This window comes from Arthrobacter sp. B0316-1-20 (assembly GCF_059091865.1).
Map to the genome: position 1 here is coordinate 121,086 of NZ_JBNHHC010000009.1, position 23,790 is coordinate 144,875.

The following is a 23,790-nucleotide window of genomic DNA, read 5'->3' on the forward strand; positions in this document are numbered from 1 at the left end:
CAGCATTGCAACCCTCAGCCTAGTGTGGCCCGGCGCACACCCCGGGCAGCGCGGGCAAATTCCGGCCTGCGCCGCGCCGATCCGCCGTTAGGCTGGTCCACATGCCCACCCTGCCCGGCGGCGGAGCATTCCGCCCGCCCAAGCCCGTTCTGGCGGCAGGACGCGCGGACGAGGCCGCCATCGCCGTCGTCCGCCATTTCCGCGAGCGCCTGCTGGGCCTTCCGTTCACCATGCTGGGCGCGGTCCGTCAGCCCTCCCCCGGCCGGGGCGGGCCGTGGCACTACTGGTGGCAGGCCCACTTCCTGGACTGCCTGGTGGATGCCGGGTGGCGGGAGCTGCGCCGGGGCCGGCATTACGACGGCGGCACCGGGCCGAGCGCCGGCCGTCTCGCCGCGCGGCTGCTGCGCACGCTGCGCTGGCGCAACGGATTCCGCTTCGACAACGCCTACTACGACGACATGGCCTGGCTCGCGTTGGCGGCGCAGCGGCTGGACATGCTGGCCGCCGAGGCGCACAAACCCCGCTTCCGGAACAAGGCCGCGGCTCGCGGCCTGCTGCCACAGCTGGAATCGGCGCACACCCCGGACTTGGGCGGCGGCCTGTTCTGGAACACCGCCAGGGACTTCAAGAACACCCCCGCCACCGCACCGGCGGCCCTGTATCTGGCGCGCACGGGCGACCGGGCGCAGGCCGCCCGGCTCCTGGACTGGTTGGACGCCACTCTGTACGCGCCCCGGCAGCGGCTGTATCTCGACGGCGTCCGGGTCGCCGGCGGCCGGCCGGTTTTGGTAGACGACCTCTACACCTACAACCAAGGGCCGGTGCTCGGGGCACTGCTGGAAACGGGCCGCGACGCCGACCTGGCGCGGGCCGCCGAACTGGTGCAGGGCATCGCGGCCGGTTTGGTCCAAGGACGTTCGGCGACCACAGGGGACGGGGGCCAACTCGTCCTGCGTACGCACGGCGCCGGCGACGGCGGCCTGTTCACCGGGATCCTGGCCCGCTACCTGGCCTTGGCCGCCCGCTCGGACCGGCTGCCGGACTCGGCGCGGGAGCTGGCGGCGCGGATGGTCTCGGACACCGCGCAAGGCTTCTGGGACGGGCGGACCATCGGAAACCACCGCACCGGGGAGGTGCTGGTTTTCTCCCCCGACCCCGCGGTTCCAGCCGCCGCAGCGGGCGGGGCCCGCGTCGCCGTCGAGCTGTCCACCCAGCTGCAGGCCTGGATGACCCTGGAGGCCGCCGCCACGCTGCCCGCCTGAGTGGGCGCCTGCACGGGGGTCGGCGCGGGGAAGTGAACGGACGTCGGAACGGCCCGTGTGAACCGGCGCACGGCCGGGGCCCGTGCACGGGTCTTCGGCCGGCCGTCAGGACGGCTTCTTCTGCTGCGGATACGGTGTTTCCTGCCGGGCCAGCATCTCCACGAAGCCGGCGATCTTGCGCTGCCGGGCGGCATCGGTCTTCAGCTGGGCCAGCCGGTGGATCAGCGCGAAGCGGTTCTGCGAGGTGAGCACCTCGAACATCGCCTGCGCTTCCGGGACGGCGGCGATCGCCGCGGCCAGGTCTTCGGGCACCTCGGCCGTGGCGGGCCCGGCGTAGGCCTTCTCCCAGCGGCCGTCGGCCTGCGCCGCGGCCACTGCAGCCCGGCCGGCCTCGTGCATCTTCCCGGCCTGCTCCAGCCGCTCGATGTGCCCGACGTTCCGCAGCGACCAGATGCTGCGCTTCGTCCGCGGGGTGAAGCGTTGGAGGGTGCTTTCCGCGTCGCGCCGCTTGCCTTGCCCGTCGATCCAGCCGAAACACAACGCCTCGTCCAGGGCGGCGGCATAATCCAAGGCTGTGACCGTGCCGCCCTTCTTGCCCAGGATCAGCCACACGCCGGCCGACGAGGCATGGTTTTCCTCCAACCAGGCCCGCCATGCGGCGGCGTCTGGCACCAGCAACTCCGGAAGCTCAACGGCCATGCCCTCATGGCAGCACGGCAGGGCCGCGGCGTCTAGTGTTTTGGGGTATCGTCCCGTGCCGGCCCAAGGAGGAACCCAGATGCTGCGCGTCCGTCCCGTATTGTCCACCTCCCGCATCGGGCCGTGGCGGGACTTGTTGACCGCGGCGGGGCTGGCCTGCGTGGCCCACGGCGGCGGTGCCTGGCATGAGTTCGCCGCCGGCTCGGGGCGGTTGGACCTGCGCCCGGCCGATCCCGGCGACGCCGCGGACGGCCGCGTGGAACTGGGCTTCGAGGTCCGCGACCTCGACGAGTTTGTCCGCCGCACCGTGGCCGACGGCACGTTGGCGGGGATCGAGGAGGCCGGCGACGGCCGGTCCGCGCGGATCACCGCACCCTCGGGCCTCAGCTTCCTGGCACGGGCCGCCGCGCCGTCGTTCGGGCACGACGCCGGGCACAACCCGCCCGATCCGGCGCTGGCCGTCATGCCGGTCTGGGTGACGCCGGACGTATCCGGTGCTGCGGCCACCCTCCGCGGAATCGGCGCGCGCCCCCGGTTCAGCGGCGACGGCACCTGCGTGGTCTTCGCGGCGAAGAACGGCGGGCTGGTCGAGGTACAGCCAGGCGATACGGAGCATCTTGGGCTGGCCTTTGAGTACGACGGCGACCTGTGCGCCTTACGGGAGCGCCTCGCCACGGCCGGTTACGACTGCTCCCGGGCGGACGAGGCCGGCCGGGTGGTCCTACTGGTGGAGCATCCTGACGGCGCGAACCAGGCCAGCGGAGGGTACCTGCGGTTCAGCGCCCCGCGAAACGGTTCGACTGGAGACCACCCGCTGCCGCCGACGCTTTGGCCCTGACGGGACCAGCGGTTCCGCGGTTCTGGCGGGTCCGGCCGTGGCTGGGCTGCACTGGAACGGACGCGCCGGCGGGGCGGCCGGCGTGACTGGCGTCGCAGGGGTGCGGTAGAACAAGTACATGAGCGTACGTACTCCCGACCCGTATCCCGGCTGGCTGTCCCACGAGGACCTGCACGAGGCGCGGCAACGCCTGCCGATGCTTTACGTAGAGGCGGTGCCGGTGCGGCTGGACTCGCTGGGATATGTCACGGAGATCGGCCTGCTGCTGCAGGCTTCGGACGAAGGCGAGATGGTGCGCACGTTCGTCTCCGGCCGGGTCATGTACCGCGAGACGGTCCGGGCCGCCCTCTTGCGCCATCTGGAGAAGGACCTCGGCCCGCTGGCCCTGCCGCAACTGCCGGCCAGCCCGGTGCCTTTCACGGTGGCGGAATACTTCCCCTCGCCGTCCGAGACCGGGCTGACCGATGACCGGCAGCATGCCGTGGCCCTGGCCTACGTCATCCCGGTCACCGGGGAATGCAACCCGCGCCAGGACGCCCTGGAACTGAGCTGGATGACGCCGGAAGATGCGCTGAGCCAGGCGGTCCAGTCCGAATTCATCGGCGGCCGCGGCAACCTGCTGCGCCAGGCCTTGGCTCACGCGGGCTGGTGCCGCTGACCGCCGCCCGGATGTCGGAGGGCTTACCGCCCGGTGGGTCGGCGGGCTGACCGCGGCCGAGTGCCGGCGCAGGCCTCCCGCCGAGTGCCGGCGGCTTGACCGCCCGGCTACTTCGGCAGCATCCAGACGTACATCTGGGCGGCGAGGTCCCGGGACTCCTCCCGGTGCTGGTCCTGGTAGCTCAGCCGCTTCAGCTGGACCGGCCGCTGGCTGCGGCGGTTGGCCAGATCCGTCAGGGCCGCGCCGGCGGCATGCAGCAGCACGGTCAAACGGCTCCTGCTGCGGAACTGCTCGGGGTACACGGGGGCGTGTGTCGGCGCTTCGCCAAGGCGGGCCTCCGGGGCAAGAATGATGGTCATGGCTGGATTCAGCTTTCACAAGGATGTAGGGCTGCTGTGCGTGAGGTGCTTCGTCGGAACAACCGACGAGGTACGGTTCCGGCGGGAACTTCGATGTCTTGACGCTATCGGCGATCGCGGTCATCTTTGGTCCTCGATCCCGAGCCGGACACCGATTTTTTGGGCCCGCGGTCTCCGGTGCCGAGATCAACGCCCGGGCGCACCGTCCCTATTCCCAGGATTTGCACCGCGCGAGAGGCCGCTCACAATCCATCGTTTCATCAGGACGGCGGGCCGGACACCGGGCCGCACCTCCCCCGGAAAAGATAACGAATTCATATACTGTTCAGACGATCGCGAGCGTGACTAAGGATTTACCCATGACGGAACAGCAGGCCGAGACATACATTCACCATGTCAAGGCCGAGGCCGTGGCCGCGGGCGCCCGGTTCCTGACCCGCTCCGGCGAGCACTCGGCGCCGGTGGCAAGCACCGCCGTCGTACCCGACGATTTCGGCACGCCGGCGCTGGTGGTGGCCACGCTGGAAGACGGCAGCAAGGTGCGCATTGCCCATGGCTCGCGCATCCGTGTGGCTTCCTCCCGCCGGCCCGCGCCGCTGCCCGGCGCGCTGGCGCTGGCTGAACTGGAACTGATCCCGGCCGAGGAAGGCACTCCCGAGGCGGTGGTGGTCGAGGTGGCGCGGGCACACGCACGCAATGCCCGGGTGCAGCGGCTGGCCGCACGCCTGAGCCGGGGCCTCAACACCAAGGCCGGCAGCCACCTGCAGGACGTGCGGGACCTGGCCCATATCCTGTTCGTGGAGCTGGACGATCGCGAACGCGCACTCACGGTCTGCCGGCTGATCATCGACCAGCCGTTCGACGGGAACTTCGGCCGGTGGAAATGGATTCAGTCGGCGATGGCCATGGCCGCCTACATGCTGCGCGAGTCCGGCGACGAGGAGGACCAGCAGGAAGCCCGGAGGCTGGCCGAGGCGCTGCGCACCCCCGACGACGCCGACGAGGACCCGTTCCGCGCGAAGGTCAACGCGGAGGTCCGCCAGCGCCAGCTGAACGAGCCGAACCTCTACGACAAGGAAATCCACCGCGCCATGGCCGCCGCCGACCGCGACGTGGAGCGTGAGTGGCGCGAACTGCGCTTGAGCTCATTGTTGTACCTGCGCACGCACGGCGGATCGGAGACCCTGGAGCCGGTCGAGTTGGACCGCCGGATCAGCAACGAGCTGGTGGCGATCCGCGCACTGGACGCCCAGCAGCGGAACTCCTAGGCCCGTTCCGCCCGACTCTGGCCACCCCTGCGGCCCCGCGGGTAGAGTCGGCCGCATGACGGATAGCGGCGTTACACCGGCGACCGGTCCCCTGAGCGTCCACATTAATGCGGACGCCCGCCAGGTCTGGGTCATGCTGCGCGAGCCCAGGTCCATTGCACAGTGGCACGGCTGGGACATGAAGGGCCTGGACGAGGAGATCCGCGAGATCTACTTCACCGGTGCCACCGAATCCGAAGACCACAAACAACTCAGGCTGAGCGACGGCGATGCCTTTATCCTGAAGCCGGTGGGCGACGGCGTCCAGCTGAGCCTCGAGCGCGGCCGGGAGTCCGGCGAGAAGTCCGACGAGTGGTGGGAGGACGTCACCGAAGGCTGGCTGACCTTCCTGCAGCAGCTGCGGTTCGCCCTGGAGCGGCACCCCAACGACCCACGCCAGACCACGTACCTCGGCGCCGACTCGCTGCCGCCCGGCGGCCTGCTCGCCAGCCTGGGACTCGACAACCTGCCGGAGCCGGACGAGCCGTACTCCGCCACGCTGTCCACCGGTGAGGCTCTCTCCGGCAAGGTGTGGTTCCGGTCGGAGCGCCAGCTCGGGCTGACGGTGGATTCATACGCCGACCATGGCGGCGGCCTCCTGATTCTTGCGACCACGCCGCCGCATCCGGAGGGCCGGCCGGAGGGCGGCTGCCAGGTGCTGATCAGCTGTTACGGCCTTGGTGCCCGCCGGCTCGCCGAAATCCGGAAAGCCTGGGACGGCTGGCGCAGCAGCGCGCTGCCCGTCGCCGACCCGCTGGTGCTCGGCAGCACCGCCGGGCCGGTCGCCGAATAGACCACACCGCAGCAGTCCGAAGGGCGGGCGGGCGAACCCCGCTCATCCCTCGCCGCGGTGCTTGCGTTGGAAGCGCCGCCGGTTCTTCATGCGCACGGTGCGCTGGTGCATCAGGTACACCAGGCTGAGCCCTACCAGCGCACCGATCGCGGTCTGCAAAGCCCGGTCCACCATCAGCTCCTGAGGATCCGTGGGGGCAGCGAGCTCGGTCATGATCAGGGCCAGCGGCGTGATGAAGATCAGCGCGAGGGCATAGTGGCGCAGCACGAACATCTCGGCCGCGAACTGCAGCGCCACCACCATCAGCACCAGCACCCACGGCGCCGGGTGCGGGGCCAGCAGCACCCCGGCAACCGCCACGCCCGCAAAGGTGCCCAGGATGCGGTGCACGCCCTTGTTCACCCGCTGGACCAGGCTGGGGCCGGCGATCGGGGCCACCGCGGCCACCATCGCCCAGTAGTTGTGCCCCAGACCCACCATGGTGGCGAGCGTCCCGGCCGCGAGCGCCGCGACGGCATTCGCGCCGGCCTCCACCGCGAATTCCCGCCAGTGTGCGGCGGTCAGTTCCTGTTTCGGCGGCGCGGCCATGGACGTCCGCCAGGACGGCACCAACCGGCTGCTGATCCCGATCAGCATGGCCAGCACCACGCTCACCAGTCCGGTCAGCATCGCCTGCCACAACGGCGCCGTCGGCGGAATCGAGCCGATGGCGGCATAACCGAAGGTGAAGAAGATGACCCCGGCCGGCCGCAGCCGGAGGTAGTTGACTGCCAGGGAGCACGACCCGGCTACCACGGTGGTGCCGAACACGATCCCCCAGGGCCCGGGGCCGGCCCGGGCAGTGAGCGCGCCGAGGAACATGACCAAGAGGATTAGGACGCCAAACTGGCCTTGATGCCGCAGCCTGGAGCCGTGTGCTTCGCCGCGGCCGTAGATCCCCGTGAAGGCGCCGAAGGCGGCGAAGACCATCAGGTCAAACCGGCCAAACGCCAGCAGGGCAAGCAAGGGCAGGCCCACGCTGAGACCGCAACGCGTGGCAACAATATGGTCTTGGCGCGCCGGACCAACCCGGAAGAACTCGCGTACCTGCTGCTTCAGCATTTTGCCGCCCTTCGGTTGCCTACTGTAGCTACCTTGCTCCCGTCTTTCATTGGGCGCAGCCACGCACGCACCGCCCACGCACCCAGTGCCCCGGAGTCCGGCCGCCGCCCGGTAAGGCAAAATGGTGGGGTGCCCCAGTCTGATTTTTCCTTTCGCGTCGGCAGCCGCCTGTCCGACACCGCCAGCCCCGCCCCCGCCCAGGTAGAAGACAACGGGGGCGCGTTCCAGGGCCGGACCGGAACCATCACCACGCCGCACGGAGAGATACAGACCCCCGCCTTCATCGCCGTCGGCACCAAGGCCACGGTCAAGGCCGTCCTCCCCGAGTCGATGAAGGAGCTCGGCGCGCAGGCCCTGCTGGCCAACGCGTACCACCTGTACCTGCAGCCCGGGGCGGCGGTGCTCGATGCGGCCGGCGGGCTGGGCAGGTTCATGAATTGGGACGGGCCCACCTTCACCGATTCCGGCGGCTTCCAGGTGATGAGCCTGGGCTCCGGCTTTAAGAAAGTCATCAGCATGGACGCGGCCGCGGCCGGCAGCGGCTCCGACGACCGGGTGGCACCCGGCAAGGAACGCCTGGCCCATGTGCACGACGACGGCGTCTGGTTCAAGTCGCATCTGAACGGCGACAGGCACCGCTTCACGCCGGAGATCTCCATGCAGGTGCAGCACCAGCTCGGGGCGGACATCATGTTCGCCTTCGACGAGCTGACCACGCTGATGAATTCGCGCGGCTACCAGGAGGAGTCGCTGGAACGGACGCGGCGGTGGGCCGAGCGGTGCGTGACCGAGCACGAGCGGCTCACCGAGGAGCGCTCCCACCGGCCGTACCAGGCACTCTTCGGGGTGATTCAGGGCGCCCAGTATGAAGACCTGCGCCGCAAGGCCTGCCGCGACCTTGGAGCAATGAACTTCGATGGCTTCGGCATCGGCGGCGCGCTGGAGAAGGAGAACCTGGGCACGATCGTGCGTTGGTGCACCGAGGAGCTGCCCGAGGACAAGCCCCGCCACCTGCTGGGTATCTCGGAACCGGACGACATCTTCACCGCGATAGAGAACGGCGCCGACACCTTCGACTGTGTCTCCCCCACACGGGTGGCGCGCAATTCCGCGTTCTACACGCCCGACGGCCGCAAAAACCTGTCCAACCGCCGGTTCAAAATGGACTTCAGCCCGTTGGTGGACGGCTGCGACTGCTACACCTGCGCGAACTACACGCGCGCCTATATCCACCACCTGTACAAGGCAAACGAGATGGTCAGCCACACGCTGATCTCCATCCACAATGAGCGCTTCACCGTAAAACTGGTCGACGACGCGCGGCTGGCCATCGACGACGGTTCCTTCTTTGACTTCAAGGCCGAGGTGCTCGGCCGCTACTACGCCTGATCTACCGGCGCGGCCCGGAACAGGGTTTCGGCAGGCCGAAGGCGGGCCAAGGTCCGGGCGGGCGGAAGGCCGCCGTCGTTTCCGTGAGAACGACGGCGGCCTTCCGTGTCTTGGTGCGGGCCGGTATCAGGCGGCCAGCGCCACGTCGGAGAGCTCGGTGGCCGGAGCCAGAATCCTCAGTCGGCAGTCGGACTGCCCGGGATCGGCGTGTGCGGGCAGTGTTCCGGCCTCCGCGCATCCTTGGAGGTGTGCCAGGACTGCCCCGTCCACGGAGGCATTCTGCAGGTCAATGGTTATCTGAAGTCCTGCGGCCAGCGAGTTGGCCCGCTTGGCCAATGAGTAGACGGCCAAAACGTTCCGCTCGTCGACGCGCCCGCGTACGTCAATGTGCGCGGCCGAGCACTCCAAGTCGACCCGGACCGTGACCTTGAGTTTGCCACTCATCGGGCCGCTGCCTTCGGCGCGGTGGAATTTCGCGCCGCTGCCTTCGGCGCGGTGGAATTCCGGGCCACAGCGGTGGAAGCCCGCCGCCGGCGACGGCCGGACTTGCCCTCCAAGGCCCACGACTTCTGGAACCGGTTGCGCTGTTCCTGCGGTACCAGCCGGAGGAACACCGGATGGTTAAAGACTTGCTGCCTGGCTTCCTGGCAGAACGGCAGTACCCGCAGGCGGCGGCGATGCGCTTCAACGAGTGCCCGGCGCACCAATGCGTCGGCCAGGCCGAGCCCGTGGTGCCAACGGTCTTCGTCAATCTGGAGGAGCCACATCTCACCGTCTTGGATCTTGTACTGCAGCGACGCCGCTACTTCTCCGTCTACATAGGCGTCGAAGCGTGATGCGTCGTAGTTGTTGCGTATGACCTGCATGCCTCTCCTCACTTAGCGTCTCCAACCGGAGGTGCGGCCGTGAAGCGACCGCCTCCCCTGGCTAGGAACCTCAGACCCGGCGCTGCCGGACCGAACGGTAATCATGCTTACGATGTAAGCAAAGCATGCTTATTATCAATCTGCAAAACGGCACAGCTAATTTGCCTTACTACGGACGCAATAACGTACGACGGCGGAAGCGCCGCCGCGGCACGGCGTGGATCGTATCCGCGCTCAGGAAAGCTGGCTGTCCAGGCGCTCGAGCAGCCAATCCAGCGAGGCTTCGAATTCCTGCTTGGCGCGGTCTTGGGAAAGTAGGCCCTGCAGTTTCTGCAGCAGCGGATAGCTGGTGAGATCGGTTTGGCCGGGCGGCGGTGGCGTGCCCTCCTCGACCGGCCCTATGTCGGCACCGAGCGCGGCCACCTCCAGCAGCAAGTGGCCAATAAGGAAACTGCTGAAGGCCCGGTAGGCCTCCACCGCCTGCTCATTGCTGAAGCCCGCGCCGGTCATGGCCTTGAGGAACGACTCCACCCACTTGAGGCTGCGCAAGGGCGGCTGGACCCAGGGGGCCTCCGTCGGGCGCGTGGCGATCAGCGGGAACACCTCGGGATGCTTGACCGCAAGCCGCCGCAGCCCGTGGGCCAGCCGCAACAGGTAGTCCTGCCACCCGTGGCGGGGTTCTACATACACTTCCGGGTCGCTGTACAGCTCATCGACCACTATCTCCACGATGCCGTCGAGCAGATGCTCCCGCGACGGGACGTAGCGGTAAAGCGACATGGCTTCGACATCCAGCTCCGCGCCGAGCCGCCGCATGCTTAACTGGCGGACCCCGTGCTGCTCGATGAACGCCGCGCCCGCCTCCAGGATCCGCTGTCGATCCAGTCGCTGCCTGTCGTGGCCGCCATGGCCCGCATCAGCCGTCGAAGATGTTTCGGGTTCGACCATTGACCGCTCCCTCCTGCATTCGCGCCCCAGCCTACGCGCCGGGCTCCGCCCTGTCCTCCCGCCGACCGGCCGGAGCCCCCTCGGCAGCCGGTTAATTCGGTACCGAAAGTACGTGATTTTCCGCGGTAACCCGCGGTTTTGCCGCCGTTGGCCAAAGTATGAAAAGTTTTGGGCAGGAGACGCCGCAAAATCGGCGGCGGGGCTCGATTTCCTCAGGCCTTACATTGTAAGCTGGGGCTTCCGGGCCCCGGACTCCGCACCACCAATGCCGACATGCCCTGCGGGCGGGATTAGTCCCTCGGCAAGATAGGAAGTAGAGCAATGGATGAGCACTTGAAACAGGTCTGGACCGCATCGGCAGCGGTGGAAACCCTGCAGGGCGAAATGGACCAGGCGGAGACGATCCTGGACACCGCTATCGACGAAGCGCTGAAGGCCGGAGCTGCCCCGGAGGAGATCAGCGGGGCAGCGAACCTGTCGCCGACGGAGCTCAGTGAACGCGTCCCGGCGCTCGCCGCCGAGGATCAGCCGGCGGACGAAGAAGGCGCCGCACTGTAGGACGGTTCGCGCTTCTTCACCCGCCCGATGACGGCGGTCGTGACGGGAACGAAGAGGAATTCCACCGCTGTCTTGTAGACGAAGCCGACGACCACGTAGTTAATGAACGTGGGGACATCGCCGATGCCGATCACCGAGGCCGCGATGGAACAGAAGATGAGCGTGTCCGCGAACTCGCCCACACCTGTCGAACCCATCAGTCGCGCCCACAACCGGCGTTCGCCCCAGCGCTCCTTCATGCGCACCAGCACCCAGGAATTCAGCGTCTGCCCCACGAGGAAGCCCAGGAGGCTGGCCAGCACGATCAGCGGCACCGGGCCGAGCGCACCCTCAAGTGCCTCTTGTTTCATCTGCCCGAACTCGTCGTCAAAGCCCGGCAGCGCGATGATCACCCAGTAGCACAGCGAGGCGAAGACCGACAGCGCGAAGGTGGTGAGGATGGCTTTCCGCGCCACCTTGAAGCCGTAGACCTCGCTGATCACGTCGCCCAGAATGTACGCCAGCGGGAACAGGAAAAATCCGCCGTCAGTAATGATCGGGCCCAGGGCCACGCCCTTGGAGGCGCCGATGTTGGACAGGATCAGGACCACCGCCATTACGGCAAGCATGACGCCGAAGTAGGGGCTGCCGATCGAGGCAAAGCGGGCAGGCGTGCGGGATTTCAGTTCAGTCATCAGTGGTGTTCACCCTCGTAGTAGTGGTTCGCGCAACGTTTCGCACCTCACGGTGACCTGAAGAAACGTCCGCTGTATTAGCACTAGGGGTCCGTCTGCCACCCGGACCGCCTACCATTCTCCCATGCGCGCGGGGCTGCGCGCTCCGGCACCTGCGATGCCCGACTGCTTCACGGCGCCGCCGTCCTATTCTGGCTGTATGAGTGAGGAGCCCGAACCCGACGACTTCGAGGACGACAACCCGCGCCACCGGGTGACGTTCGGGTTCGGGGCCTTCGTAGTCGGATTCCTCGTGGCCGTCTCCGTATTCGCGCTGGGCGCCCTGCTGCTCACCCTGGCCGGCGGCCCGCTCAGCTGGCACCAATTCGCGTCGGCCGCGCTCCTGGCGCTGGTCGTCGGGTTGTACGCCGGCGGCATCGGGCTGGTCATCGGTGCACCCATCGCCTTCGTGCTGGGCATGTTGCTCCGGCCGGTGGCTAACCAATGGCTGCACGTGCTGGCGTTCTTCGCGGTCATGACGGCTGCTTCTTTTCTGATCCTGGTCTCGCTCTCCAGCGGCGACCCGCTTGGCACGCTGGAACTGGCAGCGCTGATCGGGCTGGCCGCGGCAATCGGCCGGTTTAGCGTATGGCGGATGGTGGACATCCGCTGAGCCGGCGTGCGCTTGAGTGCGGCAGCCGGCTCAGCGGATGGCCACCGCGCAGTCGCCGGGCGGTGGGCACCGCCGTCGTCGTCATTAGGAGCGGGAGGGTGTGTCAGTGGAAAATAGCCGCATGTCTGTTTCCATCACCGAAACCAACCGGCCCGCCATCACGCTGACCATCGCCGGCTCCGAAGCCACCGGAGGCGCGGGAGCCCAGGCCGACCTGAAGACCTTCCAGGCTTTGGGCACCTACGGCATCACCGCCCTGACCTGCATTGTGTCCTTCAATCCCCAGGACAACTGGAACCACCGTTTCGTCCCGGTGGACGCCGGCGTCATCGCCGATCAGCTGGAGGCGATCCAAACCTGCTATGAAGGTTCGCTGAAGACGGTCAAGCTGGGCATGCTCGGCTCGCCCGCGACCATCGACACGGTCGCGGCGGCGCTGCAGAACCAGGAATGGGACAACATCGTGCTGGACCCGGTACTGATCTGCAAGGGGCAGGAACCCGGTCACGCGCTGGACACCGACCAGGCGCTCAAGGCCCAGGTGTTGCCGCTGGCCACCTTCGTCACCCCGAACCACTTCGAGGCCGAATCCCTCTCCGGGATCACGATCAACGACGTCGAGGACCTGAAACGGGCCGCCAAGATCATCCACGAGGCCTCCGGCGCCGCGGTGCTGGCCAAGGGCGGCGTGCGACTGGCCGGCCCGGACGCGGTGGACGTCTTCTATGACGGCGAAACCCTCGAAGTGCTCTCCGCGCCGAAGGTCGGCGAGGTGGCCGTCTCCGGCGCCGGCTGCTCGCTGGCCGCCGCGGTGACCGCCGAACTCGCCAAGGGTGCCACCCCGCTGCAGGCGGCCAAGACCGCCAAGCACTTCGTCACCGAGGGCATCAAGGCGCGGGTTTCCTCCCACGCCCCGTTCGACGCACTCTGGCAGGGCGGCGCCGCGCTGTCCTGACCGGCCGGCGACGCCGTGGCGCCCTGTCCGGCGGGGCGCGCGCTTTCATGACCGGCAGGCACTGTGCTGTCCTGGCTGTCCTTCCGGTGGCGGCCCTCGCCCGCCACCCTTAAACGCCGACGGCGGCGCCCTCCCCCGGGAAGCTAGCGAGCCCCCGGTGGGTGGGCACCGCCGTCGTCAGCGGTTTGACGGAATCAGACCGTCTGCACGGCGATTTCCGCGTCCAGGCGGGGCAGCCGCGGGAACCAGGGGTTCTCGCCCGGGGTGCCGATGTTGACCACCATGAACGTGCGGTGGGAGGTTCCGGCGTTGAAGTCCTCGTCGATGCCGGCGGCGTCGAACGCGCCCATCGGGCCGGCGTGCAGGCCCACGGCGCGGACGGCCATGATGAAGTAACCGGCCTGCAGCCACGCGTTGTTCTTGGCGACCTCGGCGCGCATTTCGGCGTTGTCGTCGAACATTGCCTTGCGCTCGGGAGCGTGCGGGAAGAACGTCTCGAAGTGCTCGTGCCAGTCGGCGTCGTAGCTGAGCACGGCGACCATCGGAGCCGTCAGCGTCTTGGCGCGGTTGCCCTCCGCCATGCGGGCGCCCAGCTTCTCGCGGGCCTCGGCGGACCGGACCCAGGTGATGCGCAGCGGCTGGTTGTTCATCATGGTCGGGCCCATCTTGGCCAGCTCATAGATGGCGGCGAGCTGCTCGTCCGAGACCGGCTCGGCGGAGAAGGTGTTCGCGGTGCGGGCTTCCAGGAACAGCTGGTTCGCGGCCTCGCGGTCCACGGCCAGTTCGTTCTCGAGGCTGACGTCAACGGTTTCGACGCTCATGTGACTCCTTAGTTGCGGGATGGGTCTACAGGGTTGAACACCGCCCCTCCATGCCGGAATTTCCTGCGGGCCTGTGAGGTTCGTTACGCGGCCCTCTGGCATAGGCAAGGCTTGCAACCCGCCGCTAGGGTGGAGCGAAAACAGGAAGGCGGCATTCGTTGGTTAAGACCATGCAGGCCATGACCTACTCGCGGTACGGCGGGCCGGAGGTCCTGGAGCAGTCGGAGGTTCGGCGGCCAAAGGTGGCACCGGGTGCGGTGCTCATCCGGGTCAAAGCGGCCAGCGTGAACCCGGTGGACTGGAAAGTGATGGCCGGCGGACTGGACTCGATGCTGGACGTGCACTTCCCGGTGATTCCCGGATGGGACGTGGCCGGAGTCGTCGAGGAGGTGGGACCGGATACGCCCGAATACGCTCCCGGCGACGAAGTCTATGCCTACGGCCGCCGGGACACCGTGAGCGGCGGAACGTACGCGGAGTTCGTGGCGCTGCCGGTATCCATGGTGGCGCGCAAGCCGGAATCGCTGGGCTGGGAACAGGCCGCCGGGCTGCCGCTCACCGGCATGACAGCACAGCGGACCCTGGACGCCTTGGCCCCGTCAACCGGCGAGACAATCCTGATCCACAACGGGTCCGGCGGCGTCGGTCGAATCGCCATCCAGCTCGCCGTCGAGCGCGGCCTCCGGGTCATCGCCACCGCCTCCAGGCAACACCACCAACGGCTGCGGGAGTTCGGCGCCGAACCGGTGGAATACGGCGACGGACTGGTGCACCGCGTGCGCGGGCTCGCTCCGCAGGGCGCGGACGCCGTGGCGGACTTCGCGGGAGGGGTTCTGGAGGAAACCTTGGCCGTGCTGCGCAATGGCGGCCGGCACGCGTCGATCGCCGATCCGACCGCAGGCAAGCACGGCGGCCACTACATCTGGGTACGCCCGGACGCTGCCGAACTCGCGCGGCTGAGCGAGCTGGCCGACTCCGGCAAGCTCACCGTGGACATCGACCGGACGTTTTCGCTGGATCAGGCCGCGGACGCGATGCGCTACAGCCAGGAGGGCCACGCGTCCGGCAAGATCGTGCTGACGCCGTTTGCGGGACACGCCGGCTAGCACGTGGCCGGATAGGACGTCTGATAGGGCAAGGCCGGAAGGCGGCAGGTGGGTCAGGATGGCGGAGCAGTTTGCGACGATCGACGCTTATATCGCGTCGTTCCCCGAGGACGTCAGGATCATCCTGCAGGAAATCCGGCAGACCATTCACAGCGCGGTCCCGGGGGCTGAAGAGAAGATCAGCTACGCCATACCGACCATCATGTTCGAGGGACACTATCTGGTCTATTTCGCCGGCTGGAAACACCACGTCTCGCTCTACCCCGTACCGGAAGCCGATGCGGCGCTGCAGCACGACATGGAACCGTATCTGGCGGCCAAGGGAACCCTGAAGTTTCCGTTGGGTAGGCCCGTTCCGTACGACCTGATCACCCGGGTGGCCAAGGCTTTGGCCCGGCAGCGCGGCCACGACGCAACCGATGCCTAGCTCCCCTCGGACGTCCCGGACCCCTTACGACGACGGCCCGCCCCCAGCGGATAAGCTGCGGGCGGGCCGGTTACAGCGACGGGAGCACCCCTACGACAGCGGGCCCGACCCTCAGCGGTCAAGCTGCGGGCGGGCCCGGCGGCTCGGTCGGCGCTGGTCAGTCCTTCTGCGACGCCCGTCCCTTCGGCGCCAGCTCGGCCAGCAGTTCCTTGAGCCGCGCGTCGGTCAGGTACGTCATGCCGGTGAGCACGTCGGTGATCCGGCGCCGGTCCTCCGGCTTGAACCGCGTGCTGTCCAGCATGTCGGAGACCCACAGGCCGTCCATCGCCAGCCGGACGATGATCCCGATGATGCCCACGGGCTCGCGCGGGTCAAGATCCTGCCGGTCCAGGCGCTGGTTAAGGTAGACCAGCGACTCGGCCAGGTTCGGCTGCCGTATCGCCGTCGACAGCAACGCCGTCTGGTTGCGGTCGTTGTTGGCCCTGGCGTCGGAAAACGCCGCGATGTAGGCGCGCTCCTCGGCGCCCAGCGGCTCCGGATCGGCGTCGGCCCGCTCGCCCAGCTCGTGCACCAATTCCATGATGATCGCTTCGACGTCGCGCTCGACCTCGTCGATCGGCGCCCCAGGTTCGAACATGTTGCCCTCCCGTAGTTCCCCGGCGGGTTTGCCGCCTTGGCCAGTCTATCCACGGCGGTGCGGTGCCGCCGCGCCTCGGCATGGTGCGCCGAGCCAGCCCGGCTCCGCCCATATCGTAGTCAACTATTACGACGCCGGCGCCCGTCTTACGTGCCGCGCGTCCCCCTTCTCCGGCCGCGGATAGTCTGTACGGGCAACTAATCGAACCCGCCGGAAAGGAGCAGCGTGGCCACCACCAGCGCCATCCGGCCGCGGGCAGACGCGGCATGGATCGTCGTCGTCCTGGCCGGCGTCACGGCCGCCATGCACATCTGGAAGCTGCCGTCGGCCATTCCCGTGATCCGGGACGAGCTCGGCATGTCCCTGGTGCAGGCCGGGGTGCTGCTGGGCGTGGTGCAGGTGGCCGGCATGGTCGGTGGCCTGGCGGTTTCCCTGCTGGCGGAAATGATCGGCGCACGCCGCTGCCTGCTGGCCGGCCTCTGGCTGCTCATCATCGGATCGGTCATCGGGGGGTTCGCCGACTCGGCCGCCGTGCTGATGGCCTGCCGCGCACTTGAAGGGGCGGGCTTCCTGCTGACCACGGTGGTGGCGCCAGGGCTCATCCGGGCGAACACTGCCGGGGTCCGCGTCAACCTGGCGGTCGGCTTCTGGAGCGCGTACCAGGGCTTCGCGACCTTCGCCGGCCTGGTGGCCAGCGCGCTTATCCTGCAGGCCACCAGCTGGCACACGTGGTGGTGGATCATGGCCGCCCTGACGCTCATTCCGATCCCGCTGGTGCTGAAGTTCGTGCCGCAGGACCCGCGGCGCGACGGTTCCGGCCTGCCCGCGGCCACCCGTCGCATCGGCCGCACCGTCCGGTCCCCCAAGCCGTGGATCGCCGGCGTGGTGTTCGCCTGCTACACCGTCCAGTGGATGGCCGTGGTCGGTTTCCTGCCTACCATCTATGAGCAGAACGGGGTCACCGGGATCTGGCCGGGCATCCTGTCCGCGGTGGTCGGCGGCCTGAACGCGCTGGGGGCCATCGGCGCCGCTCCCCTGCTGCAGCGCGGCGTCCCCCCGCGGCTGCTGATGATCCCCACCTTCATCCTGATGGGCACGACGACGGTGCTCACCTTCGGCATCGACTGGACCGTTGCGCCGGGCGGCATGGCCATCCAGTTCGCCTGTGTGGCGCTGTTTTCCATGGTGGGCTCGGTGATCCCGTCCACGCTCACCCGCATGGCCGTGGACTTGGCGCCGGCGGACGGGTCCCCGCCAGCCGCCATGGGGTTGATGCAGCAGATCTTCAACGTCGGCAACTTCACCGGCCCGGCCATGATCGCCTGGCTGGCCACGGTTACCGGCGGCTGGCAGTCCACCTGGTGGATGACCTGCACGTTCGCGGCCCTTGGCATTGGCCTGAGCGTGTACTTGAGCGAGAAACGCCTGGGGCTTAGCTTCGCCCACCGGTAGGTCCGGGCGGGGCGGGGCCGGGTCCGGGCCCGGGCCCGGGGTCCGGACCGGGCGTCCGGTGTGTTCGCTCCCATGTCTCGGACTAACTGCCCATCTTTGGCTACCCCTAAAGCGCGCTGACTAGGCGAAACGCCGGGAGCCGCTGCCAAGACGTGGGAGCGAAAAGCACCGCCACCGGGAACTCCCGCGAAGCTCCCGTCGCACCGCCACGTCCACTCCCGCGAGGCTCCCGCCGCACCGCGACGGGCACTCCTCCGCGAAGCCCGGCCGCGTCGTCGTCGGGCTCTTGCCCTCGCCGCGGCCGAGGAGGAAGCTGGAATCACGGCGAGCGGCCTCCCCCTTTTCCCCAGGAGTGATCAGTGATGACCGATGCGGCCCAGTTCCCGGACCAGCCCCTGACCAACCGCCAGGGCCACAAGGTCTACGACAACCAGAACACGCGAACCATCGGCGCCCGCGGCCCGGCGACCCTGGAGAACTACCAGTTCCTGGAGAAGATGAGCCACTTCGACCGCGAGCGCGTGCCCGAACGCGTGGTGCATGCGCGCGGCACCACGGCCTTCGGCTACTTCGAGGCCTACGGCAAGTGGGGGGACGAGCCGATCGGCAGGTTCACCCGCGCCAAGCTGTTCCAGGAAGCGGGCAAGCGCACCGACCTCGCCATCCGCTTCTCCACCGTGGCCGGCGGCCGTGATTCCTCCGAGGTGGCCCGCGACCCGCGCGGATTCGCCGTGAAGCTCTATACCGAGGACGGCAACTGGGACATGGTCGGCAACAACCTGGGCGTGTTCTTCATCCGCGACGCGATCAAGTTCCCCGACTTCATCCACTCGCAGAAGCCGGACCCGGTAACGTTCGAGGCGTCGGTGCCGAACCGGGCGATGGACTTCTTCAGCCAGTCCCCCGAATCCATGCACATGGTCATGCTGGTCTTCAGCCCGCGCGGCATCCCCGCCGACTACCGGCATATGCAGGGCTTCGGCGTGAACACCTACAAGTGGGTCAACGCCGCCGGCGAGACGGTGCTGGTGAAGTACCACTGGATGCCCAAGCAGGGCGTGAAGTCGCTGACCGCCGAGGACGCCGCGAACGTGCAGGCGCAGACCCTCGGGTCACACACCAAGGACCTCTACGACGCCATCGAAGCCGGCAACTACCCCGAGTGGGAGCTGGTGGTGCAGATGATGTCCGACGACGAGCATCCCGAGCTCGACTTCGACCCGCTGGACGATACCAAGGTCTGGCCGGAGGAGCAGTTCCCTCCCCGGCCGGTCGGCCGGATGGTGCTGGATCGCACCGCCAAGAACTTCTTCGCCGAGAGCGAGCAGATCGCGTTCGGCACCGGCGTGCTGGTGGACGGCCTCGACTTCTCCGACGACAAGATGCTGGTGGGCCGGACGTTCTCCTACAGCGACACCCAGCGTCACCGGGTGGGCCCGAACTACCTGCAGCTTCCGGTCAACAGCCCGAAGGTGCCGGTGGCCACCAACCAGCGGGACGGCCAGTTGACGCACTTTGTGGACACCGCGCCGGGCCAGAACCCGCACGTGAACTACGAGCCGACTATCACCGGCGGGCTGCAGGAGGCGGCGAAGGATTCCGGTTACCACCACGCCGTCGGTCCCGAGATCGGCGGCCGGCTGACCAGGGAACGGATCGAGCGGACCAACGACTACCTGCAGGCCGGCCAGCGGTTCTACCTGCAAGAGGACTGGGAGCGCGAGGACCTGATCACCAACCTGACCAACGCGCTGGCGCAGTGCGACCGGCCGATCCAGGAGCGCATGCTCTGGCACCTCTACATGATTGCGGACGAGCTCGGCCAGGGCGTGGGCGGCGGCATCGGCATCTCGCTGGACGAGGTGAAGGACCTTGGGCCTCTGGCCAGCCAGAACCTTTCCGAAGCGGAGCAGCAGTGGATGGCCAACCTCGGCAAGAACGGGCCGCGGGACGTTTCCGGGCTGACCATGACGCACTGCGTGCCCAACGAACGTGTCAAAGTGGAGCGGTAGCCGTCACCGCGCGACCTCCACGTTTAAGCGGCGGCTGACCTGCGGAAATCCCGGACGTCGGCCGAATCCAGCCCGAATTCCGGCGGCCGGCCGCCCAGCCGGGCCCTCGCCAAGCCGTGGCATCCGCGGTAGCGTCTGTCCATGCGAGTCGCCGTGGTCGGAGCCAGCGGGAACGTCGGTACAGCAGTGCTGCGCCGGCTGCAGAAGGCGCGGGGCGAACGCGCGGACGACGTGGAGATCGTCGGCATCGCGCGGCGGCTGCCCGATGCCACGACGGAACCGTACGACGGCGTCACGTGGGTTTCGCTGGACATCGCCTCCCGCGATGCCCGGGAAAGGCTGACCCAGGCGTTTAAGGGATGCGACGCCGTCGTCCATCTCGCGTGGCTGCTGCAACCGAACCACGATGAAGAGCAGTTGCGCCGGGTGAACGTGGACGGCACCGCGAACGTGCTCGCCGCTGCCACCAACGCCGGCGTCGGGCAAGTGGTTTGCGCCTCGTCGGTCGGCGCGTACAGCCCCGGACCGAAGCACTCCCGTGTCCGCGAGGATTGGCCCGCCAGAGGCATCGCCAGCTCGCACTACAGCCGGTTCAAGGGCCAGCAGGAAGCGCTGTTGGACGAGTTCGCCGACGATCACCCGGAAATCAAGGTGGCGCGGCTGCGGCCCGGCCTGATTTTCCAAGCCGAGGCCGGCAGCCAGATCGGCCGCTACTTTGTGGGCCGGTGGATCCCCAAGTTCTTCGTCAACCGGCTGCGGCTGCCGCTGTTCCCGTTCCCCGAGGAGTTCATCTTCCAGGCGTTGCATGCCAACGACGTGGCGGACGCCTACTGGCGGGTGCTGGACCAGGGCGCGAGGGGCGCCTTCAACGTGGCGGCCGAACCGGTGGTAACGCCCGGACTCGTCGCCTCCCTGTTCGGTGCCCGGCGCTGGCTGCCCGTTCCCGTGCCGCTGGTGCGGCAGTTGGTCGGCGCCGCGTGGTCCCTCCGGCTGCTGGCCAGCGACCCCGGCTGGGTGGACATGGCCCGCTACGCTCCGGTCATGGACACCAGCCGGGCCAGGGACGAACTCGGCTGGATACCGCAGGTGGATTCGTTGTCGGCGATCCGTGAAGTCCTGGCGGGAATGGCCGGGGCCGGAGGGGTCACGGAATCCCCCGCGATGCGCCCGCGCAGCCGCTGGACCCGTGCGAAGCCGGAGACCGGCGCGTAGTGTGGCCCCATGGGAAGCCGCGCGAAAAGCGCAGCTGCCCGGTCTGATCCCACAGGACGACCCGCTCGAGAAGGAGGACCTGATGAATCCGAACGAGGAGCGGCGCCCGGAACACCCGGACGACGCGAATGACGACACTCTGACTCCCGCCGACGCAGGCGGCATCGACAAGGAAGTCAACGAGGCCCACATCCCGGTCCACGGTGACGAGAAACTCGCCGACGACCTGGTCAAGAAGGCCTACGGCGACAAGGACCAGGACGGCCGCGGGGACGCGCCCAACGCGCCTTTCCCCGGCTGACTGGCACCGCCCGCACCTCTACCTAGCACCGCCCATCAACCGTCTACAGACAGGAGCACGCTGTGAAAGGGAAACTCACATTCGGCGCCGGCATCGCCCTCGGATTCGTCCTGGGTTCGAAATCCGGAAGGTCCGCCTACGATTCCTTGAAGGCCAAGAGCCAGGAGTTCTGGCAGAACCCAGCGGTACAGGAAAAAGTGCACGAAGCCACCGACATGGTCAAGGAAAAGGCACCAGGCGTCGCCGACCGTGTTACCGAAGCGGCCAAGAAGGCAGGGTCCGCGGCAACCTCCAAGCTGCCCGGCAACCACGGTTCGGGTAAGGACGACGGCGGCACCACGGGCCCCACCACCACCGCCGGCGGCACCACGGGCACCACCACCCTCGGCGACACCACTGGCACCACCTTGGGCGACACCACGATGTCGGATCCGGCGCAGAACGACGAACTCGGGCAGAGCTGGACGGGCGAGGGAGGCACTATGCCGGACGGACCCGCCACCCTCAACAGGGACGACGACCTGCGCCCGCCCGGTGTGTAACCCGCCCGGGATTTTGGCGGGCCCGGCCCCTCGCCGGGGCTCCGCCTGCATTAACGGCAGAGGGAAGGACTGGCATGACGGAGAACGACACCGGCCAGGTCAAAGGTCCGCGGGACCAGTCGGGCACCCCGGCAGATCCGCCGGATGCTCAGGAGCAGCAGGCGGCCGATTCCGCCCCCGAGCCCGAGGGCAAGGAGGGCATGAACATCGCGCCCGGGCCGGCTGAAGAGAAGGACCAGGAAACGCCGGACGACCGCGGGCTCACCACCGACACGAGCCCGAGCGACTGATCCACCGCGGGCACGGCAGCGGTCGTCGGGATACGGCCGCTGCCGTGCCCTGTTCGCCCGCTGCCGTGCCCGTTGGGCCGCTGCCGCGACCGTTGGGCCGCCATTGCTACGCCTTGACCACCGGCAGGTCGCTCCACTCGGTGGTGTAGCGAGGCGAGGAAAATTCGCGTTTCATTGACCACGCCGCGGGTGCCGCCAGCCCGCCCTGCCCGAGGCCGATCGAGGCTTCGCCGAACTTGGTACGCACCGCGCCCAGCAGGTCGCCGATGTGCCGCTGTTCCAAATCGCTGACGAAGGGGTCGAAGGTCTGCTGGCCGGCCGCAGGCTCCAGCCCCGACAGCAGGACCCCGGCCCGGACATAGTGGGCGCCCGGAGTCAGGCAGCCGCGCATGGCAGCCACGGCAGCCTTGGTCAGCTGGATCGGATCCTGAGTAGGCGCCGCCAAGTTGACGCTGGCCGCGGGAAACGATGCCTCGCCGCCGGCGAACCTGCTGGTCCCCGCAGTCACCGTCAGCACCGAGGCGCGGAGCCCCTCGGCCGCCATTCGGGCCGCCCCGCGTTGGGCATAGACCGCCATCACCTGGTCCATCTCCTCGAGGGTGGTCACCGGCGTGGAGAAACTGCGCGAGAACATGATCTGCTGCTTGTCGGCCCGCTCCTCCGCGTGCGGGATACAGGGCGTCCCGTTCAGTTCCAGCACGGTTCGCTGCAGCACCACGGAGAACTTTTTGCGGATTGCCTGCGGGTCGGCGGCCTTGAGGTCTGCGATCGACTCGATCCCGAGGGCGTTCAGCCGTTTCCCCGTCCGTCCGCCCACGCCCCACAGCCCGGTGACCGGGACGCGCGACTGAATCCAGGCGATGTCGGAAGCGGGCATCGAACCCAAGGAGCACACCCCGGCCATGTGGGGATTCCGTTTGGCAACGTGGTTGGCGAACTTCGCCAGCGTCTTGGTCTGCGCCACGCCGACGCTGACCGGCACGCCCACCTGACGACTAACTGCGGCACGGATCCGGCCGGCGGTCTCCAGCAACTGGGCCTCGTCGCCGGGCAGGCCCAGGAACGACTCGTCGATCGAATAGACCTCCTGCCAGGCCCCGAACCGGCCGAGCACTTCCATCACCCGGGCGCTCAGGTCCCCGTACAGCTCGTAGTTGCTGGACCGCGCGACCAGCCCCCAGGCCTTGGCCCGCGGCGCCACCTGGAACCACGGCGTCCCGGTCTTCAGCCCCAGCTGTTTGGCCTCCTCGGAGCGCGCCACCACGCAGCCGTCATTGTTGGAGAGCACGACGACGGGGCGTCCCTCGAGGGACGGATCGAAGACCCGCTCGCAGGAGACGTAGAAATTGTTGACGTCCACCAGCGCGATCCGTTCGCCGGGCCGGCCGGAGGTCGCTCCGCCGGAGCCCGACGGCTGGCCGGAGGTCGCCCCGCCTGCCCCGGGCACGGGGACGCTAGACATGGTGCAGGCAACGGGTGGCGACGCCCCAGATCCTCAGGTCGGCGAGTTCGCCCACCTCGGTGGGAACGCCGCCGTCGTCCGCCTGCAAGCGCACGCCGTCCGCGGTGAGATGCAGGCGCCGGACCACCAGTTCCCCGTCCAGCACCGCGACCACTACCGAACCGTCGCGCGGGGTCAAAGAGCGATCCACTATCAGCTCATCGCCATCACTGATCCCGGCCGCGGCCATCGAGTTTCCGGCCACCCGCATCACAAAGGTGCTGGTGCGGTCGCGGATCAGGTGCCGGTTCAGATCGATGCCGCCGTGGAAGTAGTCCCTGGCCGGCGACGGGAAACCGCGCGCCTCCTCGGGCGCTCCGCTGCCCATCTCCGGGCCCGCCGAAGCACCCGACGGCTGCTCTACACCGAACATCCCGACCCCCGTCTTCGAACAAAGCTTCGAACACAACACTAGCACCGGCCCGCCGTG

At 68.3% G+C, this 23,790-nt stretch carries 28 protein-coding genes; 17 read left to right on the forward strand and 11 right to left on the reverse strand.

The features are described from left to right. Positions 1–101 precede the first annotated feature (101 nt). Positions 102–1,262, forward strand: coding sequence for a glycoside hydrolase family 76 protein (locus tag AC5RW2_RS16570; protein WP_494074249.1), 1,161 nt, complete (start codon positions 102–104; stop codon positions 1,260–1,262). A 105-nt stretch (positions 1,263–1,367) separates the two neighbouring features. Here the strand turns inward: AC5RW2_RS16570 and AC5RW2_RS16575 are convergent, their stop codons facing one another. Next, positions 1,368–1,961, reverse strand: coding sequence for a YdeI/OmpD-associated family protein (locus AC5RW2_RS16575; RefSeq protein WP_494002242.1), 594 nt, complete (start codon positions 1,959–1,961; stop codon positions 1,368–1,370). 79 nt (positions 1,962–2,040) lie between these two features. Between AC5RW2_RS16575 and AC5RW2_RS16580 the strand changes: the two genes are divergently transcribed. Together AC5RW2_RS16580 and AC5RW2_RS16585 are read left to right on the forward strand one after the other, a co-directional pair. Next, positions 2,041–2,799 (forward strand): VOC family protein, encoded by a 759-nt coding sequence (locus tag AC5RW2_RS16580; RefSeq protein ID WP_494074250.1) that lies wholly within the window; start codon positions 2,041–2,043, stop codon positions 2,797–2,799. A gap of 118 nt (positions 2,800–2,917) precedes the next feature. Continuing rightward, on the forward strand, positions 2,918–3,457 hold the full coding sequence (locus AC5RW2_RS16585) for an NUDIX hydrolase family protein (protein ID WP_494002240.1): 540 nt from the start codon (positions 2,918–2,920) through the stop codon (positions 3,455–3,457). 107 nt (positions 3,458–3,564) lie between these two features. On the opposite strand, the gene AC5RW2_RS16590 is transcribed toward AC5RW2_RS16585, so the two are convergent. Beyond that, entirely contained in the window at positions 3,565–3,816 is a 252-nt protein-coding gene (locus tag AC5RW2_RS16590; protein ID WP_494074251.1) for a hypothetical protein, read from the reverse strand. Between the two features lie 359 nt (positions 3,817–4,175). Between AC5RW2_RS16590 and AC5RW2_RS16595 the strand changes: the two genes are divergently transcribed. Both AC5RW2_RS16595 and AC5RW2_RS16600 read left to right on the forward strand, forming a co-directional pair. Then, positions 4,176–5,084: a DUF6707 family protein gene (locus tag AC5RW2_RS16595; protein ID WP_494002238.1), complete on the forward strand. Its 909-nt coding sequence runs from the start codon at positions 4,176–4,178 to the stop codon at positions 5,082–5,084. A gap of 55 nt (positions 5,085–5,139) precedes the next feature. Then, positions 5,140–5,916, forward strand: coding sequence for an SRPBCC family protein (locus AC5RW2_RS16600; protein ID WP_494074252.1), 777 nt, complete (start codon positions 5,140–5,142; stop codon positions 5,914–5,916). A 42-nt stretch (positions 5,917–5,958) separates the two neighbouring features. On the opposite strand, the gene AC5RW2_RS16605 is transcribed toward AC5RW2_RS16600, so the two are convergent. Further along, positions 5,959–7,017 carry an FUSC family protein gene (locus tag AC5RW2_RS16605; protein ID WP_494074253.1) on the reverse strand — a complete coding sequence of 353 codons (1,059 nt, stop codon included), beginning with the start codon at positions 7,015–7,017 and terminating at the stop codon, positions 5,959–5,961. 129 nt (positions 7,018–7,146) lie between these two features. Between AC5RW2_RS16605 and tgt the strand changes: the two genes are divergently transcribed. After that, on the forward strand, positions 7,147–8,406 hold the full coding sequence (gene tgt / locus AC5RW2_RS16610) for a tRNA guanosine(34) transglycosylase Tgt (protein WP_494074254.1): 1,260 nt from the start codon (positions 7,147–7,149) through the stop codon (positions 8,404–8,406). Between the two features lie 126 nt (positions 8,407–8,532). On the opposite strand, the gene AC5RW2_RS16615 is transcribed toward tgt, so the two are convergent. The 3 genes from AC5RW2_RS16615 to AC5RW2_RS16625 all read right to left on the reverse strand — a co-directional run bounded on the left by AC5RW2_RS16615 (position 8,533) and on the right by AC5RW2_RS16625 (position 10,220). Further along, positions 8,533–8,850, reverse strand: coding sequence for a hypothetical protein (locus AC5RW2_RS16615; RefSeq protein ID WP_494048889.1), 318 nt, complete (start codon positions 8,848–8,850; stop codon positions 8,533–8,535). Continuing rightward, positions 8,847–9,272 carry a GNAT family N-acetyltransferase gene (locus AC5RW2_RS16620; protein WP_494074255.1) on the reverse strand — a complete coding sequence of 142 codons (426 nt, stop codon included), beginning with the start codon at positions 9,270–9,272 and terminating at the stop codon, positions 8,847–8,849. Before AC5RW2_RS16620 ends, AC5RW2_RS16615 begins: the two co-directional genes overlap by 4 nt. A gap of 234 nt (positions 9,273–9,506) precedes the next feature. After that, the gene (locus AC5RW2_RS16625; RefSeq protein ID WP_494074256.1) at positions 9,507–10,220 is read right to left on the reverse strand and encodes a TetR/AcrR family transcriptional regulator; all 714 of its coding nucleotides are present in this window, start codon (positions 10,218–10,220) and stop codon (positions 9,507–9,509) included. Positions 10,221–10,541: 321 nt separating this feature from the next. Between AC5RW2_RS16625 and AC5RW2_RS16630 the strand changes: the two genes are divergently transcribed. Beyond that, positions 10,542–10,778 carry a hypothetical protein gene (locus AC5RW2_RS16630; RefSeq protein ID WP_494074257.1) on the forward strand — a complete coding sequence of 79 codons (237 nt, stop codon included), beginning with the start codon at positions 10,542–10,544 and terminating at the stop codon, positions 10,776–10,778. On the opposite strand, the gene AC5RW2_RS16635 is transcribed toward AC5RW2_RS16630, so the two are convergent. Further along, a complete protein-coding gene (locus tag AC5RW2_RS16635; RefSeq protein WP_494002230.1) occupies positions 10,745–11,452 on the reverse strand; it encodes a queuosine precursor transporter in 708 nt (235 codons plus the stop codon). The genes AC5RW2_RS16630 and AC5RW2_RS16635 overlap by 34 nt on opposite strands. 199 nt (positions 11,453–11,651) lie before the next feature. Between AC5RW2_RS16635 and AC5RW2_RS16640 the strand changes: the two genes are divergently transcribed. Continuing rightward, complete coding sequence (locus tag AC5RW2_RS16640; protein ID WP_494002229.1) at positions 11,652–12,104, forward strand: hypothetical protein; 453 nt, start codon at positions 11,652–11,654, stop codon at positions 12,102–12,104. A 121-nt stretch (positions 12,105–12,225) separates the two neighbouring features. Continuing rightward, positions 12,226–13,059, forward strand: a complete 834-nt coding sequence (gene thiD / locus AC5RW2_RS16645) for a bifunctional hydroxymethylpyrimidine kinase/phosphomethylpyrimidine kinase (RefSeq protein WP_494002228.1) — start codon at positions 12,226–12,228, stop codon at positions 13,057–13,059. Positions 13,060–13,253: 194 nt separating this feature from the next. On the opposite strand, the gene AC5RW2_RS16650 is transcribed toward thiD, so the two are convergent. After that, the gene (locus AC5RW2_RS16650; RefSeq protein ID WP_494002227.1) at positions 13,254–13,880 is read right to left on the reverse strand and encodes a malonic semialdehyde reductase; all 627 of its coding nucleotides are present in this window, start codon (positions 13,878–13,880) and stop codon (positions 13,254–13,256) included. A 170-nt stretch (positions 13,881–14,050) separates the two neighbouring features. Between AC5RW2_RS16650 and AC5RW2_RS16655 the strand changes: the two genes are divergently transcribed. Further along, positions 14,051–14,986, forward strand: a complete 936-nt coding sequence (locus AC5RW2_RS16655) for an NADP-dependent oxidoreductase (RefSeq protein WP_494074327.1) — start codon at positions 14,051–14,053, stop codon at positions 14,984–14,986. Between the two features lie 58 nt (positions 14,987–15,044). After that, positions 15,045–15,413: an iron chaperone gene (locus AC5RW2_RS16660; RefSeq protein WP_494074258.1), complete on the forward strand. Its 369-nt coding sequence runs from the start codon at positions 15,045–15,047 to the stop codon at positions 15,411–15,413. 157 nt (positions 15,414–15,570) lie between these two features. On the opposite strand, the gene AC5RW2_RS16665 is transcribed toward AC5RW2_RS16660, so the two are convergent. Further along, positions 15,571–16,050 carry a TetR family transcriptional regulator gene (locus AC5RW2_RS16665; protein ID WP_494002225.1) on the reverse strand — a complete coding sequence of 160 codons (480 nt, stop codon included), beginning with the start codon at positions 16,048–16,050 and terminating at the stop codon, positions 15,571–15,573. Between the two features lie 225 nt (positions 16,051–16,275). Between AC5RW2_RS16665 and AC5RW2_RS16670 the strand changes: the two genes are divergently transcribed. From AC5RW2_RS16670 to AC5RW2_RS16695, 6 genes are all read left to right on the forward strand, one after another. Next, positions 16,276–17,502, forward strand: coding sequence for an MFS transporter (locus tag AC5RW2_RS16670; RefSeq protein ID WP_494074259.1), 1,227 nt, complete (start codon positions 16,276–16,278; stop codon positions 17,500–17,502). Positions 17,503–17,864: 362 nt separating this feature from the next. After that, positions 17,865–19,514: a catalase gene (locus AC5RW2_RS16675; RefSeq protein ID WP_494002351.1), complete on the forward strand. Its 1,650-nt coding sequence runs from the start codon at positions 17,865–17,867 to the stop codon at positions 19,512–19,514. A 141-nt stretch (positions 19,515–19,655) separates the two neighbouring features. After that, positions 19,656–20,726, forward strand: coding sequence for an NAD-dependent epimerase/dehydratase family protein (locus tag AC5RW2_RS16680; RefSeq protein WP_494002223.1), 1,071 nt, complete (start codon positions 19,656–19,658; stop codon positions 20,724–20,726). Between the two features lie 82 nt (positions 20,727–20,808). Continuing rightward, positions 20,809–21,027 (forward strand): hypothetical protein, encoded by a 219-nt coding sequence (locus tag AC5RW2_RS16685; RefSeq protein ID WP_494002222.1) that lies wholly within the window; start codon positions 20,809–20,811, stop codon positions 21,025–21,027. A 62-nt stretch (positions 21,028–21,089) separates the two neighbouring features. Next, positions 21,090–21,569, forward strand: a complete 480-nt coding sequence (locus AC5RW2_RS16690; protein ID WP_494002221.1) for a hypothetical protein — start codon at positions 21,090–21,092, stop codon at positions 21,567–21,569. 74 nt (positions 21,570–21,643) lie between these two features. Continuing rightward, the gene (locus AC5RW2_RS16695) at positions 21,644–21,859 is read left to right on the forward strand and encodes a hypothetical protein (RefSeq protein ID WP_494002220.1); all 216 of its coding nucleotides are present in this window, start codon (positions 21,644–21,646) and stop codon (positions 21,857–21,859) included. 106 nt (positions 21,860–21,965) lie between these two features. Here AC5RW2_RS16695 and AC5RW2_RS16700 read toward each other — a convergent pair whose 3' ends face one another. Together AC5RW2_RS16700 and AC5RW2_RS16705 are read right to left on the reverse strand one after the other, a co-directional pair. After that, positions 21,966–23,321, reverse strand: a complete 1,356-nt coding sequence (locus tag AC5RW2_RS16700) for a Y-family DNA polymerase (RefSeq protein WP_494002219.1) — start codon at positions 23,319–23,321, stop codon at positions 21,966–21,968. Beyond that, complete coding sequence (locus AC5RW2_RS16705; RefSeq protein ID WP_494002350.1) at positions 23,314–23,688, reverse strand: LexA family protein; 375 nt, start codon at positions 23,686–23,688, stop codon at positions 23,314–23,316. The genes AC5RW2_RS16700 and AC5RW2_RS16705 overlap by 8 nt, the downstream gene beginning before the upstream one ends. Between the last annotated feature and the right edge of the window lie 102 nt (positions 23,689–23,790).

What these genes read in the sequence shown, in the direction of transcription:
- AC5RW2_RS16570 (WP_494074249.1), top strand. Translation starts at nt 102, where the DNA reads ATGCCCACCCTGCCCGGCGGCGGAGCATTCCGCCCGCCCAAGCCCGTT.
- AC5RW2_RS16575 (WP_494002242.1), bottom strand. Translation starts at nt 1,961, where the DNA reads ATGGCCGTTGAGCTTCCGGAGTTGCTGGTGCCAGACGCCGCCGCATGG.
- AC5RW2_RS16580 (WP_494074250.1), top strand. Translation starts at nt 2,041, where the DNA reads ATGCTGCGCGTCCGTCCCGTATTGTCCACCTCCCGCATCGGGCCGTGG.
- AC5RW2_RS16585 (WP_494002240.1), top strand. Translation starts at nt 2,918, where the DNA reads ATGAGCGTACGTACTCCCGACCCGTATCCCGGCTGGCTGTCCCACGAG.
- AC5RW2_RS16590 (WP_494074251.1), bottom strand. Translation starts at nt 3,816, where the DNA reads ATGACCATCATTCTTGCCCCGGAGGCCCGCCTTGGCGAAGCGCCGACA.
- AC5RW2_RS16595 (WP_494002238.1), top strand. Translation starts at nt 4,176, where the DNA reads ATGACGGAACAGCAGGCCGAGACATACATTCACCATGTCAAGGCCGAG.
- AC5RW2_RS16600 (WP_494074252.1), top strand. Translation starts at nt 5,140, where the DNA reads ATGACGGATAGCGGCGTTACACCGGCGACCGGTCCCCTGAGCGTCCAC.
- AC5RW2_RS16605 (WP_494074253.1), bottom strand. Translation starts at nt 7,017, where the DNA reads ATGCTGAAGCAGCAGGTACGCGAGTTCTTCCGGGTTGGTCCGGCGCGC.
- AC5RW2_RS16615 (WP_494048889.1), bottom strand. Translation starts at nt 8,850, where the DNA reads ATGAGTGGCAAACTCAAGGTCACGGTCCGGGTCGACTTGGAGTGCTCG.
- AC5RW2_RS16620 (WP_494074255.1), bottom strand. Translation starts at nt 9,272, where the DNA reads ATGCAGGTCATACGCAACAACTACGACGCATCACGCTTCGACGCCTAT.
- AC5RW2_RS16625 (WP_494074256.1), bottom strand. Translation starts at nt 10,220, where the DNA reads ATGGTCGAACCCGAAACATCTTCGACGGCTGATGCGGGCCATGGCGGC.
- AC5RW2_RS16630 (WP_494074257.1), top strand. Translation starts at nt 10,542, where the DNA reads ATGGATGAGCACTTGAAACAGGTCTGGACCGCATCGGCAGCGGTGGAA.
- AC5RW2_RS16635 (WP_494002230.1), bottom strand. Translation starts at nt 11,452, where the DNA reads ATGACTGAACTGAAATCCCGCACGCCTGCCCGCTTTGCCTCGATCGGC.
- AC5RW2_RS16640 (WP_494002229.1), top strand. Translation starts at nt 11,652, where the DNA reads ATGAGTGAGGAGCCCGAACCCGACGACTTCGAGGACGACAACCCGCGC.
- thiD (WP_494002228.1), top strand. Translation starts at nt 12,226, where the DNA reads ATGTCTGTTTCCATCACCGAAACCAACCGGCCCGCCATCACGCTGACC.
- AC5RW2_RS16650 (WP_494002227.1), bottom strand. Translation starts at nt 13,880, where the DNA reads ATGAGCGTCGAAACCGTTGACGTCAGCCTCGAGAACGAACTGGCCGTG.
- AC5RW2_RS16655 (WP_494074327.1), top strand. Translation starts at nt 14,051, where the DNA reads ATGCAGGCCATGACCTACTCGCGGTACGGCGGGCCGGAGGTCCTGGAG.
- AC5RW2_RS16660 (WP_494074258.1), top strand. Translation starts at nt 15,045, where the DNA reads ATGGCGGAGCAGTTTGCGACGATCGACGCTTATATCGCGTCGTTCCCC.
- AC5RW2_RS16665 (WP_494002225.1), bottom strand. Translation starts at nt 16,050, where the DNA reads ATGTTCGAACCTGGGGCGCCGATCGACGAGGTCGAGCGCGACGTCGAA.
- AC5RW2_RS16675 (WP_494002351.1), top strand. Translation starts at nt 17,865, where the DNA reads ATGACCGATGCGGCCCAGTTCCCGGACCAGCCCCTGACCAACCGCCAG.
- AC5RW2_RS16680 (WP_494002223.1), top strand. Translation starts at nt 19,656, where the DNA reads ATGCGAGTCGCCGTGGTCGGAGCCAGCGGGAACGTCGGTACAGCAGTG.
- AC5RW2_RS16685 (WP_494002222.1), top strand. Translation starts at nt 20,809, where the DNA reads ATGAATCCGAACGAGGAGCGGCGCCCGGAACACCCGGACGACGCGAAT.
- AC5RW2_RS16695 (WP_494002220.1), top strand. Translation starts at nt 21,644, where the DNA reads ATGACGGAGAACGACACCGGCCAGGTCAAAGGTCCGCGGGACCAGTCG.
- AC5RW2_RS16700 (WP_494002219.1), bottom strand. Translation starts at nt 23,321, where the DNA reads ATGTCTAGCGTCCCCGTGCCCGGGGCAGGCGGGGCGACCTCCGGCCAG.
- AC5RW2_RS16705 (WP_494002350.1), bottom strand. Translation starts at nt 23,688, where the DNA reads ATGGGCAGCGGAGCGCCCGAGGAGGCGCGCGGTTTCCCGTCGCCGGCC.